General features: G+C 61.2%; 20 protein-coding genes. 11 read left to right on the top strand and 9 right to left on the bottom strand.

Translation table 11 applies throughout. The features are described from left to right. Window positions 1-84 precede the first annotated feature (84 nt). The 5 genes from NKH23_RS28875 (at window position 85) to NKH23_RS28895 (ending at window position 3112) form a co-directional block, all read left to right on the top strand. Complete coding sequence (locus NKH23_RS28875; RefSeq protein ID WP_352719874.1) at window positions 85-318, top strand: plasmid stabilization protein; 234 nt, start codon at window positions 85-87, stop codon at window positions 316-318. A 438-nt stretch (window positions 319-756) separates the two neighbouring features. After that, window positions 757-1053, top strand: coding sequence for a nucleotidyltransferase family protein (locus NKH23_RS28880; protein WP_292655791.1), 297 nt, complete (start codon window positions 757-759; stop codon window positions 1051-1053). A 7-nt stretch (window positions 1054-1060) separates the two neighbouring features. Beyond that, a complete protein-coding gene (locus NKH23_RS28885) occupies window positions 1061-1354 on the top strand; it encodes a HepT-like ribonuclease domain-containing protein (RefSeq protein ID WP_352719871.1) in 294 nt (97 codons plus the stop codon). 179 nt (window positions 1355-1533) lie between these two features. After that, window positions 1534-2631 carry an AI-2E family transporter gene (locus NKH23_RS28890; RefSeq protein WP_352719869.1) on the top strand — a complete coding sequence of 366 codons (1098 nt, stop codon included), beginning with the start codon at window positions 1534-1536 and terminating at the stop codon, window positions 2629-2631. Between the two features lie 271 nt (window positions 2632-2902). Then, window positions 2903-3112: a hypothetical protein gene (locus tag NKH23_RS28895; RefSeq protein ID WP_352719867.1), complete on the top strand. Its 210-nt coding sequence runs from the start codon at window positions 2903-2905 to the stop codon at window positions 3110-3112. A gap of 94 nt (window positions 3113-3206) precedes the next feature. On the opposite strand, the gene NKH23_RS28900 is transcribed toward NKH23_RS28895, so the two are convergent. Continuing rightward, window positions 3207-4196, bottom strand: coding sequence for a Tim44 domain-containing protein (locus NKH23_RS28900; protein ID WP_353035993.1), 990 nt, complete (start codon window positions 4194-4196; stop codon window positions 3207-3209). Here NKH23_RS28900 and NKH23_RS28905 point away from each other — a divergent pair. The 6 genes from NKH23_RS28905 (at window position 4135) to NKH23_RS28930 (ending at window position 9393) form a co-directional block, all read left to right on the top strand. After that, a complete protein-coding gene (locus NKH23_RS28905) occupies window positions 4135-4455 on the top strand; it encodes a hypothetical protein (RefSeq protein ID WP_352719949.1) in 321 nt (106 codons plus the stop codon). The two genes, NKH23_RS28900 and NKH23_RS28905, sit on opposite strands and share 62 nt — an antisense overlap. Before the next feature lie 79 nt (window positions 4456-4534). Next, window positions 4535-5254, top strand: coding sequence for a FadR/GntR family transcriptional regulator (locus tag NKH23_RS28910; RefSeq protein ID WP_352719865.1), 720 nt, complete (start codon window positions 4535-4537; stop codon window positions 5252-5254). 14 nt (window positions 5255-5268) lie between these two features. Then, on the top strand, window positions 5269-6474 hold the full coding sequence (locus tag NKH23_RS28915) for a mandelate racemase/muconate lactonizing enzyme family protein (RefSeq protein WP_353035983.1): 1206 nt from the start codon (window positions 5269-5271) through the stop codon (window positions 6472-6474). A gap of 39 nt (window positions 6475-6513) precedes the next feature. Beyond that, a complete protein-coding gene (locus NKH23_RS28920) occupies window positions 6514-7497 on the top strand; it encodes a sugar ABC transporter substrate-binding protein (protein ID WP_502912387.1) in 984 nt (327 codons plus the stop codon). A 181-nt stretch (window positions 7498-7678) separates the two neighbouring features. Beyond that, entirely contained in the window at window positions 7679-8659 is a 981-nt protein-coding gene (locus NKH23_RS28925) for an ABC transporter permease (protein ID WP_352978149.1), read from the top strand. Window positions 8660-8661: 2 nt separating this feature from the next. Continuing rightward, on the top strand, window positions 8662-9393 hold the full coding sequence (locus NKH23_RS28930; RefSeq protein WP_254819755.1) for an ATP-binding cassette domain-containing protein: 732 nt from the start codon (window positions 8662-8664) through the stop codon (window positions 9391-9393). A gap of 52 nt (window positions 9394-9445) precedes the next feature. Here NKH23_RS28930 and NKH23_RS28935 read toward each other — a convergent pair whose 3' ends face one another. The 8 genes from NKH23_RS28935 to NKH23_RS28970 all read right to left on the bottom strand — a co-directional run bounded on the left by NKH23_RS28935 (window position 9446) and on the right by NKH23_RS28970 (window position 19055). Beyond that, window positions 9446-10444, bottom strand: a complete 999-nt coding sequence (locus tag NKH23_RS28935) for a sugar-binding transcriptional regulator (protein WP_352719856.1) — start codon at window positions 10442-10444, stop codon at window positions 9446-9448. A 99-nt stretch (window positions 10445-10543) separates the two neighbouring features. Then, window positions 10544-11599, bottom strand: coding sequence for a hypothetical protein (locus NKH23_RS28940; protein ID WP_352978006.1), 1056 nt, complete (start codon window positions 11597-11599; stop codon window positions 10544-10546). Beyond that, on the bottom strand, window positions 11600-12682 hold the full coding sequence (locus NKH23_RS28945) for an ABC transporter ATP-binding protein (RefSeq protein WP_353035985.1): 1083 nt from the start codon (window positions 12680-12682) through the stop codon (window positions 11600-11602). A 75-nt stretch (window positions 12683-12757) separates the two neighbouring features. Then, a complete protein-coding gene (locus tag NKH23_RS28950; protein WP_352978008.1) occupies window positions 12758-14080 on the bottom strand; it encodes an iron-containing alcohol dehydrogenase in 1323 nt (440 codons plus the stop codon). Then, on the bottom strand, window positions 14073-15602 hold the full coding sequence (locus NKH23_RS28955; protein WP_352719847.1) for a xylulokinase: 1530 nt from the start codon (window positions 15600-15602) through the stop codon (window positions 14073-14075). Before NKH23_RS28955 ends, NKH23_RS28950 begins: the two co-directional genes overlap by 8 nt. Window positions 15603-15667: 65 nt before the next feature. Then, the gene (locus tag NKH23_RS28960) at window positions 15668-17197 is read right to left on the bottom strand and encodes an ABC transporter substrate-binding protein (RefSeq protein WP_352450630.1); all 1530 of its coding nucleotides are present in this window, start codon (window positions 17195-17197) and stop codon (window positions 15668-15670) included. A 47-nt stretch (window positions 17198-17244) separates the two neighbouring features. Beyond that, window positions 17245-18144, bottom strand: a complete 900-nt coding sequence (locus tag NKH23_RS28965; protein ID WP_031212286.1) for a carbohydrate ABC transporter permease — start codon at window positions 18142-18144, stop codon at window positions 17245-17247. Continuing rightward, window positions 18144-19055 (bottom strand): carbohydrate ABC transporter permease, encoded by a 912-nt coding sequence (locus NKH23_RS28970; RefSeq protein ID WP_352719844.1) that lies wholly within the window; start codon window positions 19053-19055, stop codon window positions 18144-18146. Before NKH23_RS28970 ends, NKH23_RS28965 begins: the two co-directional genes overlap by 1 nt. Window positions 19056-19362: the final 307 nt, after the last annotated feature.

The raw sequence follows: 19362 nt of genomic DNA on the forward strand, positions 1-19362 counted from the left end.
ATCGCTCATGCGGCAGCAAGCCAACACCACCCATCTTTGCTAGTAAGCCAAGTGGGTCTAAATAATGCCGCGAAGGAATCCGATATGACCGATCCACAGCTCTCAGTCCGTAGCGGCAAGGCGCGTGATCTTGCGCGCCGCCTGGCTCGCCGTCAAAATCGCACCATTGTGGACGTGGTCGAGCGCGCGCTCGAGTACTACGAGCTCCGAGAGGCCGGTCGTGAGCCTGCTTCGATCTTCTATCGGCGTCTTTCAGCGCAATCCGGTACAGACATCGATCTTGACGCAGTGATTCATGAAACCGGATCAGCCGGCTGAACGGCTGGAGCAAGGTTGCCCGACTGGCGCAGGCGTTTCGCAAACCGCATCTCTGACTGAAGAAGCTGCTCTGGCTTGCCGATTGATTATGGGTGCTGCTGTTCGCAAGAGGTGCAGCATAGCGGCATCCGCTGGTACAAAGGAAGATGCGCCGGCGCCGGTCAAGCACGGGGAAAGGGAGCGCCTACGGCAATATTTCCGTTCTCGCCGTAACTGCTGGCAGCTGATCTGATCCGTTCAGAGCCGGCCGCTGTCCAGCCCCGACGGTAGGCACGGCCTTTACGGGCTGCGGTCATCTTGCTGGCTCAGGTCGCGATGAACACGATGAACAATGACATCAGCTGCTTCGTTGGGGATTGCAGGCAGTGTGCTAAGCGCAGCCGGCACAGAAAGCGGGAAAAAGTGGATAAGTTGTGCTCGCTGATATGAGTTAAGGCCATGAACAGAGTGGACGCCATCAACAGGTTGCAGCGGACAGCTGATGCCGTGAGACGCATGGGCGCGACCGCGCTTTACCTGTTTGGGTCAACGGTTCGAGATGAAGCCGGACAAGGAAGCGATCTTGACCTTTTCATCGATTATGATCCCAAGAGCCGTTTCAATGCCTTCGATCTTGTGGGCATTAAGCTCCTTCTGGAGGATGAACTGCACGTCCCGGTCGACGTAACCACGCGGGATGGCCTGCATCCCCGGTTGCGGCCGCAAATCGAACAATCGGCCGTGCGCATCTTCTGAATGGCACGTGAATTCCGCCATGCCTTGGACGATACCCCTCGAGGCCATCAACGGGATTCAGGCCGCTGTCGCAGGCAAAACCGTGGCCGACTATCAAGGCGACTGGGTTCTCAAGCACGCTGTGCAGCGCGGCACCGAAATTATTTCCGAGGCCAGCCGGGGCTTGCCAGATGAAGTCAAAGCCCTCCAGCCGGACATCCCAGGGCGTCAGGTGCGCACGATCGGAAATGTACTGCGGCATGAATACCACGGCCTGGCAGACAATATCATCTGGGTGTGGGTGTTGACGAAGCCGCGTTGAAAACCGCCATTGAAGCCCTGAGAGAGCGGTTTGCTGATGAATAGGCGGCAAATCCCTGAATTGCCCTAAGCACCCTACGCTTGCGATTTCGCCATCCTGCCTGCACCGTAACCGGCAGCCGACGCTGCCCTTTTTTCAAGAAACCAATTAGGCTCGCTGGGCTTGCGAGACAGCGAAAGGTGCCTGATCTGAAACAGATGCCGGACGTGAAACAATTGAGATTGCTCGGCGTCCTCACAGCGGCGGCAATCGGTCTATATGTCTGCTATCTGCTGGCGTGGCCTTTTTTGCCGGCATTGACCTGGGCGCTGGTCCTGGCAATCATCCTGTCTCCGGCTCATCGATGGGTTGAGAGACGGGTCGGAAATCGAAACCTGGCCGCATTGATATCTGTAAGCGTTGCTGCGATTGCCGTCGGCCTGCCGCTGGTACTCGTCGCACAGCAGCTCGTTCGCGAGGCGGTAAACGGAGCCAATTATCTGCAGGAGGTCGTCCGTGGTTGGGACGCAGACGGCTTCATGTCTGACTATCCCACGCTTTCGACCGTTGCCCAATGGATTGAGAATCAATTCGATCCGGCCGGTTCGGTCGCGGCATTCGTACAATGGCTGACGGGACAAAGCACATCGCTGTTGCGTGGCTCCATCTATCAGGTCGCGATGTTCGGCCTGACATTTTATCTTCTGTTCTATTTTCTGCGGGATCGCCAACAGGGCCTGCAAGCCGTTGCGGGCCTTTCGCCCCTGCGCGCTCCCGAGACGGCACACGTCTTGTCCCGCTTTGCGGAGACGGTTCATGCAACACTGCTCGGCACCGTGTTCGTCGCCGCCGTCCAGGGAACACTAGGTGGTCTGATGTTCTGGTGGCTCGGTCTGCCCACGCCGGTCTTTTGGGGCCTTGTCATGGGACTTCTTGCCATCGTGCCTGTGCTCGGGGCATTCGTGATCTGGGTGCCCGCGGCGGTCTATCTCGCTCTGGAGGGGGCTTGGGCCAGCGCGGCGATATTGACCGTCTGGGGCGGCGTCATTGTCGGTGGCATCGACAATCTGCTCTATCCGATGCTTGTCGGGAACAGGTTGCGCCTCCACACGGTGGTGGCCTTTATCGGCTCGATCGGTGGCATCGTCCTGTTCGGAGCATCCGGCCTTGTCCTCGGCCCCGCGGTGATCGCCATCACCGTCAGCCTCATTGATGTGCTGAAGAATCGATTGACTGACCAGCTCGAGACGGCGCCGACGCGCCCTACCGAGTTACCGCACCAGTCCGCAACGGATTGAACAACGACAACCGTGGGGTGCTCGCCGTCACCTTACCCAAGCACATCGGAGGCTTGTTGGCTCGCGGCCCACTCTCCAAGCGCCTCTCACCTGTTCGACCGCGGTGCGCCCACAGTGCGGCGGTGGCATCCGCGGCGCCACGCAATGCCCTTATTCCACGTGACGGGCGTTTTTCTGTGGCTATCCAGCATGATCTTAGCAAACTTTAATGCAAATCTTGGAGGGGCGGTTCTATCGTTCGGCTGAGAACATCCGAGACGGAGAATTGGCCATGCCGATCCATCGAAAAGCCCAGACTGCTGGTATTTTTAATCCATCCGAGCTGGCGCTTCTGGGCCGGGTATTCGACGGGCTCAAGGGTGACTGTCAATCCGAGCATGAGCATGAAGCGCTCGCGTCGCGCATCATTGCAAATTACATGGCCGGAGTGATGGACGAGGCCGAACTGATTATGACTTCGAAGCTGCCACTGGGCCGATAGGGCGGCGCTGCTTCACCTCGGCTGACTGGGCTTCAAGCGCGCAGCCGGCAAAACTGAACAAGCCTCCTGGAGACATTCAATTCAGGCAAGCACATCAGCCAGGCTGCTGGATCGCGGCGAGCTTCCAGTCCGCGCCGTTCTGGCGCATGAAGGTCCACAGTTCGGTTGTCTCCGTCGGCTGATCGGGCTGGCCCTGGGCGATCTTGCCGCTTACGCGATCGCGGGTCACGTCACGAGATTCATAGCGCAAAGCAGCGGTCGCGTAGTCGCGATCACCCTCCCGCCAACTTTCCGCAATATCGGCCTCCAACAGGCTCACATCCGATACGTCGTTCCTGACGCCCTTTTTGGCGTTATCGGCAAGTTCCTCGGACAGATAGGAGACCATTTCCGGCGTCGCCAGCCGGCGCAAGGCAGCATGGTCCTCGCGCCCGAATGCTTCCTGAACTTCCGTCAGCCGCCGTTGGAACGTGTCGAGATCGGTTTGGGTGAGTGTGATCTCATCGGAAGCATTGTCTTGGCTCGTTCCGCCATATCCTGACCCAATACCTGGAGTGGGGAACGCTGTGGCGTTGCTCGGCTCAGGCCGGGCTGCTGCGCTTCGCCCAAACGTCCCCGTACCCCGCGAGGCACCGGCCATAGCGGGCGCCGGGCTTTGCGCCCCCTGCGAGCGGAAAAAGCGGATCGCCAGCATGATCGCGCCGCCGATCAGCAGTACTTGGAGCAAAAGACCCAACATGCCGGCCAAGCCGCCGAACCCATGGCCCAGTAGAACGCCGATCAAACCGCCAAGAAGCAGCCCCCGCATCATCGACCCGCCGAGGCCGTTGAAGAAGCCTGGACGCTGGAATGCCTGCGGCTGACGGGCCGCATTGTTCGTTGTCGCATTGGGTGTCATCGAGCGCTCGACCGGTGCGGCCGGTTGCGGCGCAACTCTGGTCGGCGGCGCCGGCTGGAACGTGCGCATGCCGCGACTGCCGAAGCTGCCGCCACGACGCGCATCGGCGTGATCCACAGCGACCATGGAAAATGCCAGGAACAACCCTGCAAACAAAACTGCAAACCGTCCTGAACGCGAAATCAGCATAGGCAAGTCCTCAAGTGACACTCTGTCCACCCATATGGGGTGGGTCGATCGAAATATCAGTGAATCATCCGCCGAGATATTTTCGGACGGCACGGTCGGCCGCCCGCCGGTGTCTTCCTACTCAAGCGAGATGATCGCCTGTCCGATCACGCAGGCGCCCCGCACCCGGCCGACCGGCATCGGTCGCGTCAAGAGCATCGGTCATGCAAGCCTCTGGTCATCGGTCTTTCCGGCGATGAGGCCGACCAGAGCTTGACATACAGCTTTCCTAGGTACTATCAACACATCTGGCAAACCTGCCATACAGGTTTGCCAGATCCTGAACTGGAGATTGCGTGAGCACGGCGGTATCCGCAAAACATTCCGACGCTGCGAGCCTGGTCAGCAATACGATCGGCGAGATCACGCGCCATATTCGCGCGCATGAACTCGGGCCGGGCGACCGGCTGCCCAGCGAGGCCGCGCTTTCGAGACAATTGAGTGTCTCGCGTACCGTGGTTCGCGAGGCCTTCAGCTCGCTCGCCGCCATGCGGCTTATCGACCTGAGGGCAGGCAGACGGGCTACCGTCGCCGAGCTGGATTATGGCGCCATGTCGCTGGTGATCGAGCATGGCGTCCACACCGAGCAGATCACGGTGCAGCAAATCTACGACGTGCGCCGCACGATTGAGACCCGCACCGCCATGCTGGCGGCCTTGCGCAGAACAGCCGACGAAGTGGAAAGGATCAGGACCCACGCGCTCGCCATGCGCGAGAATTTCCAGCGGCCGGAAGAGGTCATGGAGCACGATCTCGCCTTCCATCTCGAAATCGCCAAGGCTGCAAAGAATCCGGTTTTCAGCCTCATCGTCGGCGCGTTCGAGCGCGTATCGCGCCAGACCTGGCCGATCGGCTGGCGCAGCCGCCCTTCGGATGCCGAGCAGTTGGAGATGATCCAGATCCATATCGAACTCGCCGAAGCAATCGAGACCGGTGATCCCCAGTCGGCTCGTGACCTGATGGCGAGGCATTTTGACGAGAGCGTCAAGGCCCTGCTGGCGGCCGGCATCGCCTGAGGAGCGGGCGCGCAATGAAGATCACGAAACTGGAAACGCTGCGGCTCAAGGAGCGGCCCAACCTTCTCTGGGTTCTGGTTCACACGGACGAGAGCCTCGTCGGACTGGGCGAGACCTTCTTCATGGCTGAGACCGTCGAGACCTATCTGCACGAATACGTCGCGCCGTGCGTGATCGGGCGCGACCCCTTGCAGATCGATCTGCTTGCCGCCGACCTCGTCGGCTATCTCGGTTTCCGATCGACGGGCGCGGAAGTCAGGGGCAACTCCGCTTTCGATATCGCGCTTTGGGATCTGTTCGGAAAGGCGACGGGTCAGCCGATCGCACAGCTCCTCGGCGGTTTCACCCGGCACGAGATCAGGACCTACAACACGTGTGCCGGAACCGAATACATCAAGAAGGCCACCGGGCAGAAAACGGCCAACTACGGGCTCGATAAGGCCGGCGACGCCTATGATGATCTGAACGGCTTCCTTCACCGCGCCGACGAACTGGCGCATTCGTTGTTGGAGGAAGGCATCACGGCCATGAAGATCTGGCCCTTCGACATGGCCGCCGAGAAAACGCGCGGCCTTTACATATCGCAGCCCGACTTGAATTCCGCGCTGGCACCATTCGAGAAAATCCGCAATGCGGTCGGCGACAAGATGGACATCATGGTTGAATTCCATTCAATGTGGCAGCTGCTGCCGGCCATGCAAATCGCTCGCGAGCTTGCGCCCTACAAGACCTTCTGGCACGAAGATCCGATCAGGATGGACAGCCTGTCCAGCCTGAAACGCTATGCCGAGGCGTCGCGGGCACCGATATCGGCTTCGGAGACGCTCGGTTCCCGGTGGGCCTTCCGCGACCTTCTCGAAACCGGAGCGGCCGGTGTCATTATGCTCGATATCAGTTGGTGCGGCGGGCTCTCGGAAGCGCGCAAGATCGCTGCCATGGCTGAAGCATGGCACCTGCCGGTCGCGCCACATGACTGCACCGGTCCAGTTGTGCTCGGCGCATCGACCCACCTGTCACTGAATGCGCCGAACGCGCTTGTCCAGGAGAGCGTCAGGGCCTTTTACAAGACCTGGTACCGCGACCTTGTGACCGCTTTGCCGGAGGTGAAGAACGGCATGATCACCGTGCCTCCCGGACCGGGCCTCGGCATGGAACTGAACCCGGAAATCGATCGCGCCTTCACAGCGCTTCGACGGGTGACCGACGTATCGACTCTCTGAAAATGAACCTAAAGCAGCTTTCTACGGAGGAGGAGAACCATGAAGAAGCTACTTATCTCGGCAGCCTTGGGAGCAGTACTGGCTGGAGGCTCGGCAATCGGCTCACACGCGCAGGAGCCGATGAGCATCGTCTTCACGCATCATTCGTCGGCGTCGAACCCGTTCTGGCAGGCGGTGAAGAAGGGGTTTGACGACGCCTGCGCCAAGATCCAGGCCAATTGCCAGATGGTCTTCACGCAGACCGAAGGCTCGATCGAGCAACAATCGGCCAACATGCAGGCGGCTCTCGCGGCAAAACCGGACGCGCTGATCACCTCGATCGTCGACAACAATGCCTTCGACCAGATCATCGCCGACGCCCGCGCTGCCGGCGTCACGGTCATCGCGTCCAACGTCGACGACACCGAGGGTGCAGCCGGCAATGCCCGCCAGGCTTTCATCGGTCAGGGCTTCATTCCCGCCGGCTACGAACTCGGCAAGAAGATGTCCGAGTTCTTCCCCAAGCAAGGCAAGATCAGGGCGCTCGTCGGCGTCTCCGCGCCTGGTCAGAACTGGTCGGAACAGCGCGCTGCCGGCGTCATGAAGTTCCTTGAGGAATACAAGGCCGCGAATGCCGGACGCGAAGTGGTCATTGAACGGCTCGACACCGGCACAGATGGCGCTGTCGTCGCCGATCGTGTTGGCGCCTATCTGTCTGCCCACCCGGACACCACGGTGTATTTCGACACCGGCCTTTGGCATGCCTACGTGGCCCAGGTCCTGATCGATCGCGGCATCGAGCCGGGCAAGGTGCTGATGGGCGGCTTCGACATCGTCTCGGAGGTCCTGCAACAGATGGAAGCGGGTTACATCGAGGTCCAGGTCGACCAGCAGCCCTATATGCAGGGCTTCATGCCGGTGATGGAAGCCTATCTCGCCAAGAACGTCGGTCTGCTGCCGGCAGACATCGACACCGGCAAGGGCATCATCGTCAAGGAAGACGTGCCGAAGCTCAAGGAACTGGCCGCAAAAGGCGTGCGGTAGGCGCGAACCGGCGTCCTCTCCCCGTTGTTTACGCGGAGAGGGCAAGGGGAGGGCCAGGCAGCACGGCCTTGGGCCCATCCTCCAACGGCATCTCCCCGTCAAGGGTGGTAGAAGACAGACTGCCGCCATCCCCTTGCCGATGCGACAAGCCAGCGCAAACAATCCCAAGCCGGAGCGAATGATGAAGCGCTTGATGAAGATTTATCTGGAGAAGCCGGAGCTTGCGGCGGTCGTGTTCCTGCTCCTCCTCCTGCTCGTGTTTCAGATCCGCTCGAACGGCGTATTTCTGAACACACAGAACGTGCGCGGAATGCTTGGGCTGCTGCCCGAAATGGGGCTGGTCGCGATCGGCGTGACCCTGTTGATGATATGCGGCGAGTTTGATCTTTCCGTGGGCTCGGTCTTTGCGCTGACCCCGATGACCATGGCGGTGATGCTGGCGGCGGGCGTGCCGTTCGCGCCGGCCTTTGCCGCCGGCCTCGCGATCGCCGCCCTGATTGGCTTCTTCAACGGGTTCATAACGATTCGTTTCGCGATACCAAGCTTCATCACCACGCTTGGCATGCTGTTCATCGCGCGTTCGCTGACGGTGGTAATCTCCGGTGGCTTCCCTCCTGTCATCCCAGCTAACGCTCTGCCCAAATGGCTGTTTACGATCTACGTCGGGCCGGGCGACCTCTTTCGCATGTCGTTCTTCTGGTTTCTCGCCGTGGCAATCCTGGTGACGGTGCTTCTGTCGCGCACGAATTTCGGCAACTGGGTGCGCGCCACCGGCGGCTTTCTGCCCGCCGCGCAGTCGATGGGCATCCCGACGGCCCGGGTGAAGGTCGCCTGCTTCATGATCTGTTCGGTGCTCGCCGGTTTTGCCGGCACCATTCAGGTGATGCGGCTCGGCGCGCCGCTGCCCTCGATCGGCGAGGGGCTGGAGTTGCAAGCCGTATCGGCTGCCGTCATCGGTGGTGCCTCGCTGGCTGGTGGCATCGGCACCATCTTCGGCGGCATCATCGGGGCTGCCCTTATCCGCGTCATCGACAACGGACTGGTGCTGAGTCAGGTTGACGCCAACTGGTTCAAGATGGCAATCGGCTTTCTGACTATCTTCGCGGTCGTCATGAATGCCTGGCTTCGAAAGCGGGGCAGGGCAATGAAGGTGGAGACCTGATCATGGCGGCACCCATCATCGCGATCAAGGGACTCCAGAAATGGTATTCCGGCGTCCACGCCTTGAAGAACGTCACGCTGGACATCTACCCAGATGAGGCACTGGGCCTCGTCGGCGACAATGGCGCCGGCAAATCGACGCTGATCAACATCCTGTCAGGCACCCAAAAGCCCGATGGCGGCGAGATCAGGATCGAAGGCGAACCGGTCCGCTTCTCGAACCCGCGCGACGCCATGGATCGCGGCATCGAGACGATCTACCAGTATAATTCGATGGTCCCGACCATGACCATCGCCCGCAACGTTTTCATCGGACGCGAGCCGGTGAAGGGCTCGGTTTTCGGCATCGGCATCCTGGACCAGAAGCGCATGCGTGACGAAAGCGTCAAAGCGATCGCCGACGTCGATCTGCATCTGAGGTCGCCCGACGCGCTGGTCGGTGAACTGTCGGGCGGCCAGCGCCAAGGTGTGGCGATCGCCAGGGCCATGCACTTCAAGTCGAAAGTCATGATCCTCGACGAGCCGACCAATCATCTTTCGGTGAAAGAGACGCGAAAGGTGATCGGCTTCGTTCGCGCCCTCAAGGCCCAGAACATCACCAGCGTCTTCATCAGCCACAACATGCATCATGTTTTCGAATGCTGTGACCGGGTCGTTGCCATGGCGCGCGGCGAGATCGTTCTCGACAAGCGGATCGGCGAGACTTCGATCGAGGAAATCCACGAGGTTCTGTGACGTGAAGAAACGATCACTCGCGGGCCGCTCTGCTGGTAGAGGTCAGTCTGCGCTACGGCTTTTCCGCAAGGACCGCCTCAGCGGTTTTCTCGTCGGTGATCAGCACATCGACGACTCCGAGATGCAGTACGGCGCGCAGCACCGGAACCTTGTCGAGGCCGCCGGAGGGCAGGATCACAGTGTCGACGTCGCGCAGATGTTCGGGGGCGAGGCCGATGACGCGACTGTTTAGCGGGTGATCGACGAGTTGTCCGTCGGCGCCGATCCAATGGCCGCAAATATCGCCGACCGCTCCGGCTTCGCGGAGCGATCTGAGATCATCGTCTCCTACCAGTCCGATCCGAAAGATGGTGGCGTCCTTGTGCACCGCGCCCACCGAAACGAAAGCGGCGTCAACGTCGCGGGCATGAGTGAAGGCGTCTTCCAGAATGGACTGGCGCATAAGCAGGTCGCGCGTGGCCTCGGTGTCCGTGAACACCGGTGCTGCGATGTAGAAGCATTCCGCATCGAAAAGCGCCGCGAGCCGCGAAGCGATCTCGTAGATGTTGATCGCCGATCCACGCGTGAGGCCGCCAAGCAGGGAAACGACCGACATCCCTTTGACCGGGCGCACGGTCACTGACCGCAGGCTAAGCTGGAGCGTCCGTCCCCATCCCACGCCCACCGATATTCCGTCATGGATTCTAAGCGACAGGGCTTCACCGGCAGCGGCTGCGATGACCTGTGGCACCAGGGCAGGATCGGGCGGTGTCGGAACCACGATTGGTTCGGAGACGCCATAGGCGTCCCGCAGCCGGTGCTCTAGCTCGATGCAGTTCGCCACCTTGGAATTGATGCGAATCTGGACGATCCCCCGCTGGCGGGCATGCGCCAGCATCCGGTTGACGCGAAGGCGTGTCAGGCCAAGAGACTTGGCGATTTGCGCCTGGGTGAGGTCACCGACGTAAGCAAGCCAGGCGGCGCGCACGAGCAGGCCTTCCTCGCGATCGGCCGTGACGGAACTCGTTATGGCTTGGCGGCCGTCGCGTTTCTTTCGTGCTGGTTTCTCCATCAGATCATCCTGTCCACTCCGCGGCAGCGGGTCCAGAGCGGGCTCGGCGGAGCCATGTGCTCATCGATATGAGGCATCAATCGAGTTTCCCCGGCTCCGCTAGCCTCGATGATAGCGGTCGAAGGACAAAACCAGCGGAGCATCATGGCAAATCGCGTCGATGATGGCCCTCGTCAGCGGCAGGCGATCGTGGGGAAGTACACCCCGGCCCATCATATTCTTCAAAGCCGGACCAAGGTCCAGCGCCAGTTGCGCCCCCTCGACCGTGTCCGAACTCATATGTTCGCGCTTCGCCACGGAATAAGGCAGGCCGCGGCCGAGCAGGCGTCCCATGCGACCGTTACGGCCCGCCTGGCAGGTCACATAAAGATCGCCGGAGCCGGCCAGCCCCAGCACCGTTTCGATTTTTCCACCCAGAGCTTCGACCAGAATCGCCATCTCGGCGAGGGACTGCGAGAAAAGTGACGAGGCTAGGTTGTGCATGAGCGCGCCATTGGGCGCCTTGCCGTCGCGCTCGAGCAGCCCAACGGGGGCCGCAACGGCGAGTGTGTAGAAATTCTTGAAAGCAGCGCAGATCTCGACACCGACGAGATCGGATGACGATCGCGCATGATAGAAAGGCGCACGCAGAATGCGGGACGCCGCGGTCACTTGGTCGGGATCGTGCCCGGCCACGATCACAGACGTGTCGCGCTGTGCGGCCAGTTCGCCGGCAATGCACGGTCCGCCTATGGCCATCACAGGGACAGACAACCCAGTGCGTTGCTCGATCTCGCGGGCAAGCGGATGTGGCAGGATTTCGATGCCTTCGTCGGTTGCCGCAAGTCCTTTCGTAATCATCAGGATCGGCACGGGCGACTTGATGCTTTCCGCAATGCGGTCGATCGCCCAAGGAATGCCGGCCGACGAAACACCGAGTACAAGCAGATCGGGTCCATCGTTCATCGCTGCCCCGAATTCGGTCCAGGAACAGGCGGTCACCGCGTCAGGCAGAGTGATGTTGAGGCGAGGGTGACGACCTGTGCTGGCCACCGAGCCGACGATCTCCTCGTCGAGATGGGTCCCGACAAGAGTGATGTGGTTACCGGCATGAGCGGCCGGAAGCGTCATGGCAGAGCCCATGACGCCGGCGCCGAGGATGATGATCCGCGCCATTCAGCTTCTTCCCTTGTCCAGCCGCTCGCCGCTATCCTCGTCGAACAGGTGGATTCGCTCAGGCGCCGGCTCCAGATGGATCACCGCTCCAGGAGAGGGCTCCATGCGGTCATGCAGCACCGAGCAGATCGCGGTGTTGCCCATGCTGGAAAAGATGTGGATTTCGGGGCCAGTCGGCTCGACAACCGTAATCCTCGCCGGAATGCCGCGCCCGTCGGCCACTGGTCGAAGATGTTCGGGGCGAATGCCGTAGATCACCTTTTGGCCGGGCCGGACCGCAGCCCCTGGCGGGAGCGGGAGGGATAGCTCGTCGGCCCGCACCACCCAGGCGCCGCGCTCGGAAGCCACCTCGCCATGGAACATGTTCATTGCGGGCGAGCCGATGAAAGAGGCGACGAAGAGGTTTGCCGGGCGATCGTAGACATCGAGCGGGCGCCCGATCTGCTCGATATGGCCGTCGCGCATGATGACGATGACATCGGCCATGGTCATGGCCTCGATCTGGTCATGCGTGACATAGACGGTGGTGGTCTTCAGCCGCTGGTGGAGCTCCTTGATTTCGGTGCGCATCTGCACGCGCAGCTTGGCATCGAGATTGGACAGCGGTTCGTCGAACAGGAACACAGTTGGGTCCCGCACGATGGCGCGGCCCATGGCGACGCGCTGCCGCTGACCGCCCGAAAGCTGGCGGGGGTACCGTTCCAGATAGGGGGTCAGATTGAGGATCGCCGCCGCCCATCCGACCTTCTGTTTGATTTCATCGGTTGGACGTTTCTTCAACTGCATGGAAAAGGCCATGTTGTCGAAGACTGTCATGTGCGCGTAAAGCGCGTAATTCTGGAAGACCATCGCGATGTTGCGGTCTTTGGGATGGAGCGTGTTGACGACCCTGTCGCCTATGGCGATCTCACCGGACGTGATGGGCTCGAGACCGGCTATCATACGCAACAGCGTGGACTTGCCGCAGCCGGACGGTCCCAACAGAACGACGAACTGGCCATCCTCGATCGAGAGATCGAGTCCATCGATAATCGAGACGGCGCCATAGTCCTTCTTTATGTTGCTGATGGTGACAGACGCCATAAATTGCTACCCTTCGATTGCCCTTGCCGGTTGGATCTCATTTTCGCCATGCGAGCCATTGGCGATCGGATGCTCTCACCATTCGTTCTCCAGAAACTCTTCCAGCAACCCCCCATCGGCGGCCAGGTTGACAAAGGACCATCGGCCGCGGATTTCTCGCGAATAGCGAATGGCATCGTGCCAAAGCGCACGCGGCAGGCCTAGTTCCGCGCCGGTGACCGGCCCCCCCGCAGCCTTGAGCGCCGCCTCCATGCGGGCGACCGGCATTGCCATCGGCCGAACCTCCTGGCGCAACGCCGGCCAGATTTCCGCAAGCCTGCGGTTGAAGGTTTCCGTCTGGCTGGCGTCGAGTGCCGTCTTCCTCATCTCGGCAATGCAAAGCGGTCCAAGTTGCCCGCCATAGCGCGCCAGCATTGCCGCCTCGTCGATGAAGGTCGGCCTTGCCTGCGGCGGCTCTTCCATGTCCAGTAGCCGCGCTTGCAGTCGCGCCATGACCAGCGAGGCAACCCCGACCTGCTGGCCGTGCGTGGTGCCGGGATGATGGGCTTGCGCGAACATGTCGATCCAGTGGGAGATTTGGTGCTCTCCCATGGACCCAGGGTGGGAAACGCCGGCGAAGCACACACCCATCGAGCACAGCGTCAGGATGCGCTGGAGGTGCCCGACGGCGGTGATGTCATGCCTGGCAAGGCCAGGCGCATGGGCCAGCATCGGTTCCTCATCACCCGCCTGCAGCAGGTAAGGCACCTCGGAATAGTAAGTGTCGAACAGCCGATGCGAAGCCCACCAGTCGATCTGGGCGGTGGAGCGGCAGAGGCTGTCGCCAAGCCCGGCGGCGCTGAGCCAGGCGGGTGCTGCAGCCGAAACACCAAGGTCCAGGAAGATGCCCCGCGGAGCATGCGAGGGCAGCGAGATCTTGAGCCCGGAGGCCAACGTCACCGACGCTGTCGAGGCGCCGTAGCCATTCATCGAGGCGGCCGTGCCGAAGACGGCATAGGGCCGCTCGTCGAGGAAGGTTGCATGCTTGCAGCTGTCGTTGAGGACGCCCGACCCGACGGCCACGACCCCGTCGGCGTGACGCGTCTTCTCCCTGACCATCTGGATCGTTGCCTCATCGCAGTCGAGGCCGTCAGGCAGCACGATTTCGTCGATGTCGGCGATGGCGCGCAGCGCCTTCGCGACGCGCCGGCCCATCACATCGACGGTGTTGACATCGGACACAACAGCGATGCGGCTGCCTAGGGCCAGGGGCGCAACGAGATCCGCCTCCCGGCCCTCCGTCGTCTCCAGCAATTCGATCGTCTGGAACGGCAGGACCGCTGCCGCGCCTGTCTTGGGATCTTTCCAGCGTCCCGCGACAACGTCCTCGATTAAGGCGTTCCAGTTGGTTTCAGCCATGATCGGCCTCCATGAAGGCCGCGAGGCGCTCGTTCCAGGCTGAAAGCGTAGGCCAAAGATCGGCATGGATCGCAAGAAGCTCGGCGTAGAGCGCGGCCCGTTTCGCGTCCGGTTCGAAGGTTTTGGCCGGCTTGCTGGCCATTGCGAGCGACGCTTCGGCGATGGTGGAAAACCAGCCCACGCCCTTGGCCGCTGCCATCGCCGCGCCAAGCGAGGAGGCTTCCACTGTCGTCGAACGCATTACGGGACGGTCGAGTGCATCTGCCAAAATCTGCATCCACAGGTCGGACTTCGCTCCTCCGCCGATGGCTATGAACTGGTCGATGGTCTGGGCGGCAGCCGCAGCGGCCCGCTGACTTGTCGCGGCCTGATGCAGCGCTATGCCTTCCAGCACGGCGCGATAGATGTCGCCGCGGCGGCTGGAGCCGGATAGCCCGGCAATGACACCACGGGCAGCACTGTCCCAGTGCGGATCCATGACGCCCTGCCAGTAGGGCAGGAGCATTATGCCGCCTGCGCCGATCGGGCTGGTAGCGGCTTCGGCCTCGAGCGCCTCCAGGGCGTCGCTTGCGCCATGCAGATCGACGCCAAGCATTTCGCGCGCCATCCAGTCGACAAGAAAAGTGCCGGCGCGAAGGCACGTCTCGTAGATATAGCCATCATCGGCGACCGCCGTCTCTGTGCGGAAGGCCAAATCATGCACGTAGTCGATGCCGAAGCTGCCAGAGACGACAGCCGTACCGAGGTTGATGTAGGCGCATCGCGGCTGCAACACACCCGCGCCCGTGCCGGCGCATTGACCGTCGCCGCCGCCGGCGACGATCGGTGTGCCCTCCCGCAAGCCCGTCAGCATGGCCGCTTCCGACGTTAGTTGGCCTAGAACGGCGCCGGGCCGCGCCAGGTCAAGCATCATGCGCCGGGCGACGCCTGCCGCGTTCAGTATATCGTTCGACCAGTCCATAGCTCGCATATCGAGTATGCCCATCGGGTCGGCGGATGCGGTGGACGTCACCCACAGGCCACTCAAGCGAAACACCAGATAGCCGTGAACTTCGGCCATTCGCTCCACCCGGGCAAAAATCTCGGGCTCTTCCTCGCGAAACCAGATCATGCGGTAAAGGCAAGGAATGACGTCCAGCGGCTTGCCGGATATTGCGTGGACGCGTGCCGCGCCGAAGCTCTCGCCGAAGCGCCGTGCCTTCCGCCGGGCGCGCTCATCGAGCCAGAGCGTTGCAGGCCCGACTGCCTGGCCCTGCTCATCGAAAAGTCCGAAGCTCTCGCGTTGGTTGGCAATCGCAAGGGCTGCAATGCGTGCCGGCGAAACCGTTGCCGCGACAGCGCGCAGCGCTGCGACCGTCGAGGTCCACCATTCGGCCGGATCCTGCTCGAAATAGCCCGAACGCGGGTTGGACATTGCAAGCGGTGCACGGCCTTCAGCCACGGCCAGACCATTGCGGTCCCAGGCGATCGCCTTGGTTGCCGAGGTCGAGGAATCAATGCCGATGACGAGATCTGGAACCATTGCCGCCACATTGCCAAACGGCGAGGGCGGCCGAAGCCGCCTTCGCCCAAATCACCGATTAGCCGCTAAAGACCGGCGTCCTTGACTTTGCCGTCGACAATGCCGGCAATAGCATCCAGGCATGCCTTGGCGTCGCCGCCATAGTCTTGGCCCGTAAGCAATTTGCCGAGTTCAACCGGAATGTCGTTGTTCGACAAATCCGCCCAGATCGGCATGTCCGGCTCCGATCCCATCTGGTTGTCGATAGTGTATTTGATCGCGTCGAAGTGGCGTGTCGTTCCGGGCCCGACAACGGCCTTTGCCTTGACCCGAGGATCCGTAAAAGAGGAATTGCGCATCGGCGAGGCGCCGCCGCCGAGCGTCGATACCCGCGCCATCACATCCTTCGAGCAGACCCACTGCATGAACAGCCATGCTGCTTCCTTGTTCTTGGAATATTGCGACAGCGAGATCGTCGAGCCGCCCTGGTGGCCGACAGCCGGGATTTCGTTGAAGCCGCAATCGGCGGCGGCGCGGCGGCCAGGAACCTCCTTGGGCGCGGGCAGGGCCTCGAACAGGCCTTTGACCTTGGAATCATTGGCGTCGAAGCCGGGGAAATCCTCGCCCCAGGTGATTGCCATAGCGGCTTGTCCCTGCGTCAGCGCCTGTCCCTGACCGTCCCACGTCCAAGTCGTCGCAGACGGCGGCGAATTCTTGACCAACTCCTGATAGAATTTGAGCCCGGCCACGCCGCGTTCGTCATTGCCGACAAACTTCTTGTCCTTGTTGAAGACCGAACCGCCATGGCCCCACAGTGCGAAGGTCCAGTCGCATTCGAGCGAATAGTGGCCGGACTTCGCCTGGCACGCGGTGCCGAAGATGCCGTTGCTTTTTTCTGCCTCTGTGAGCGCCTGAACGGCCTTGAGGTAGGCGTCGAGGTCTGTCGGCAGCGCAATGTTGTGTTTGTCGAATAGATCCTTGCGGTACATCAGGATGAAGATCGGAATATCGAATGGAATTCCGCACTGTTTGCCGTTGTACATGGCAATGCCGTCGACCAGCGGCTTGGAGAAATCGTCCCAGTCGAAGTTGGGCATCGCCAGGTCTTTGTTCTGGTCGTAATACTCGCGCGGATCGACGACATCCTGGGCAAATGTCGCCATCCAGGACTGGTCGAGATAGTAGACGTCGTAGGTGCCAAGTTGGCCCTGTACGTCTTGCGTCGCCTTGGCGAGAACCTGCTCCAGCGGCACGATCTCGACTTCCACCTCAATGCCGGTTGCCTTGGTGAATTCACCCGCGACAAGCTGGTTGGCCACGATCGTTGGCGGCGTCGCTTCCGAAGTGTAGCGGATTTTGGTGCCGGCATATGGCTTGCCGACATCGGCCAGCCACTTCAGCATGTCGGCGTCCTGGGCGCGGGCTTCTTCAACCCCAAGCCCCAGCATCCCCCGATTGGTGCGGCCGCCTCCTAGCATGGCCGATCCGAAGGCAGAAAAGCCGACACCGGCGAGCGCCATCTTCCTCATGAAGTCGCGTTTGGTTATTCGGCGCGCCGTAAAATCGTTGCAGGTATCGGCGACGAATGTCTTCTTGTCGTGTTCACTGAAGCTCATGATCGTTCCTCCATTGCGTTTTTGTCGTCGTTCTTCTCGTCTGCGCCTCACTCCTTCAGGGACCCGAGGGTGAGGCCGCGGACCAGATGCCGTTGAACCAGCAGGATGAAGATGAAGCTGGGTATGATCGCGGACGTGCCGAGCGCTGTGATGTAGCCCCACTCGGTCGCGGTCGAGGTGACAAAGGTCGAGATCTTCACCGGCACGGTGCGGATCGACGTTGTCAGGAACAGTGAGAGCAGGAACTCGGTCCACGAAAAGATGAAACACAGCACAGCCGTCGCAGCGATGCCGCCCTTGACCATGGGAAGGACCACGCGTCGGAACGTCTGCCAGCGCGTCGCGCCGTCAATCAGCGCCGCCTCATCAACCTCGCGCGGAACATCGTCGAAGAACGATTTCAAAAGCAAAACTGCCAGCGGCAGGTTGATCAAACTGTGAACGAGGATGAGGCCCGTATAAGTATCGCGTAAGCCGAGATCGCGGAACATGAAAACGATCGGAATGACGATCGCGATTGGCGGCATGAAGCGCTGCGAGAGAATCCAGAACAGGAAGGACTGCTGGCCGCTGAACTGCATTCGCGACAGGCAATAGGCAGCCAGGGTGGCCAGCAGCAGCGTCAGCGCCGTCGATCCGACGGCTATGATGGCGCTGTCGAGCAACGACTGGCGGGAATCGTAGGAGCTCGCGCCACCCTTGATGACCCCGGCCGCCTCGCCGCCTTGTTCCATGCCGATGTCGACGCGCGAAACGCCAAGCAACGTCACACGGTAATTGTCCGGCGTCGGCGTGAAACCGGTGTAGACTGGTCCGCTGCGGTCGAAAATCGCCGAATAGGGTTTGATGGACGACAGAGCCCACCACGCGATCGGGAACATGAAGATCGCCACCACCAGGACGGCGAGCACGTCACGGGCGATCGTTTGGGCGCGCGACGACTCCATCAGAACCTCACCTTGAACAGCCTGACGAACAGGTTCGACACGACGATCAAGACGACGAGCACGATCAGCGACAGGGTCGCGGCATAGGGAAAGTCTCCGGTGAAGTAGATTCGACCCGCGTAGAATGAAAGTGTCTCGGTGGCCGTGCCTGGCCCGCCGGCGGTGATGATGTAAACGTAGTCGTAGATGCGAAAGAGATCGACGCCGCGGATCAGCACCGCGACCGCTATCACCTTGCGCAGCATCGGCAATGTGAGCCGCCAGAATGTCTGGATGCCGTTGGCGCCGTCGATCGCCGCGGCTTCGAAAGGTTCCTTCGGCAGCGCCCTGAGTCCTGCCAGGATGATGAGCACCATGAACGGCGTCCATTGCCATATGTCTGCCAGCAGGATCGCCGCCAATGCGGTTCCGGGCTGCGTCAGGATCGGCTGTGCCGGCGAGATCAGGTCGAGGGCATAGAGGTAGAACGACAGGACGCCGAAAGAGCCGTCCTGCATCAGCAGGAACATCATTCCGGTCACCGCAGGCGGCACCACCAGCGGCAGTGTCATCAGCGCCCGCAGCACGCCGTAACCTTTGCGATCGGTGTCAAGCAGAAGGGCAATGAGGATGCCGAGCGCAAGCTGAACCGCAAGCGCGACGAAGGTGTAGATCAGCGTGGTTTCCAGCGAATGCCACATACGCGCATCCGAGAAGGCCCGCGTCCATTGGTGGAGCCCTGCGAAGTCAAGCTGCCGGGAAACGACATTGCGTTTGTGAAACGACAGCCAGACTGAATAGGCGAGGGGGTAGATGCCGAAAACGAGAAGCATCACCGTGATCGGCGCGAGCCAGGGAAAAGGATGCTCGGCCGTCATGAACCGGGGCAGGGCCCACCTGGAAGTCGGCCGCGTGAGGATAGCGCTGCTCACGTGCAAATCTCCGCTCGGTCACAGAGACGCATCGGCCTTCTCCCTATCGGCCAGATTGTGCCAACTTGAACTTTTGTAAGTTTGTTGTGCCTTTTGTTAGGAACGTGTCGGACGGCCGCCGATTTGTCAAGTCGGTTCCGTCAGCGCTCAAGGGATTTGCTCGTGGTCCCAGAGGATGCCGTCATCGCCGGGTATGGAGTTGTTTTTGGAGGAAACGCCGCCGGTAAATGCCGTGCACCAGCCTCAAACGCGCTCAGGGCCGCCGCCAACTTTGGCAGCCCAAGGAAAGCTACGAAAGCATCGAGGA

It is taken from the genome of Mesorhizobium sp. M1328 (assembly GCF_040318075.1).
GTDB lineage: Bacteria > Pseudomonadota > Alphaproteobacteria > Rhizobiales > Rhizobiaceae > Mesorhizobium.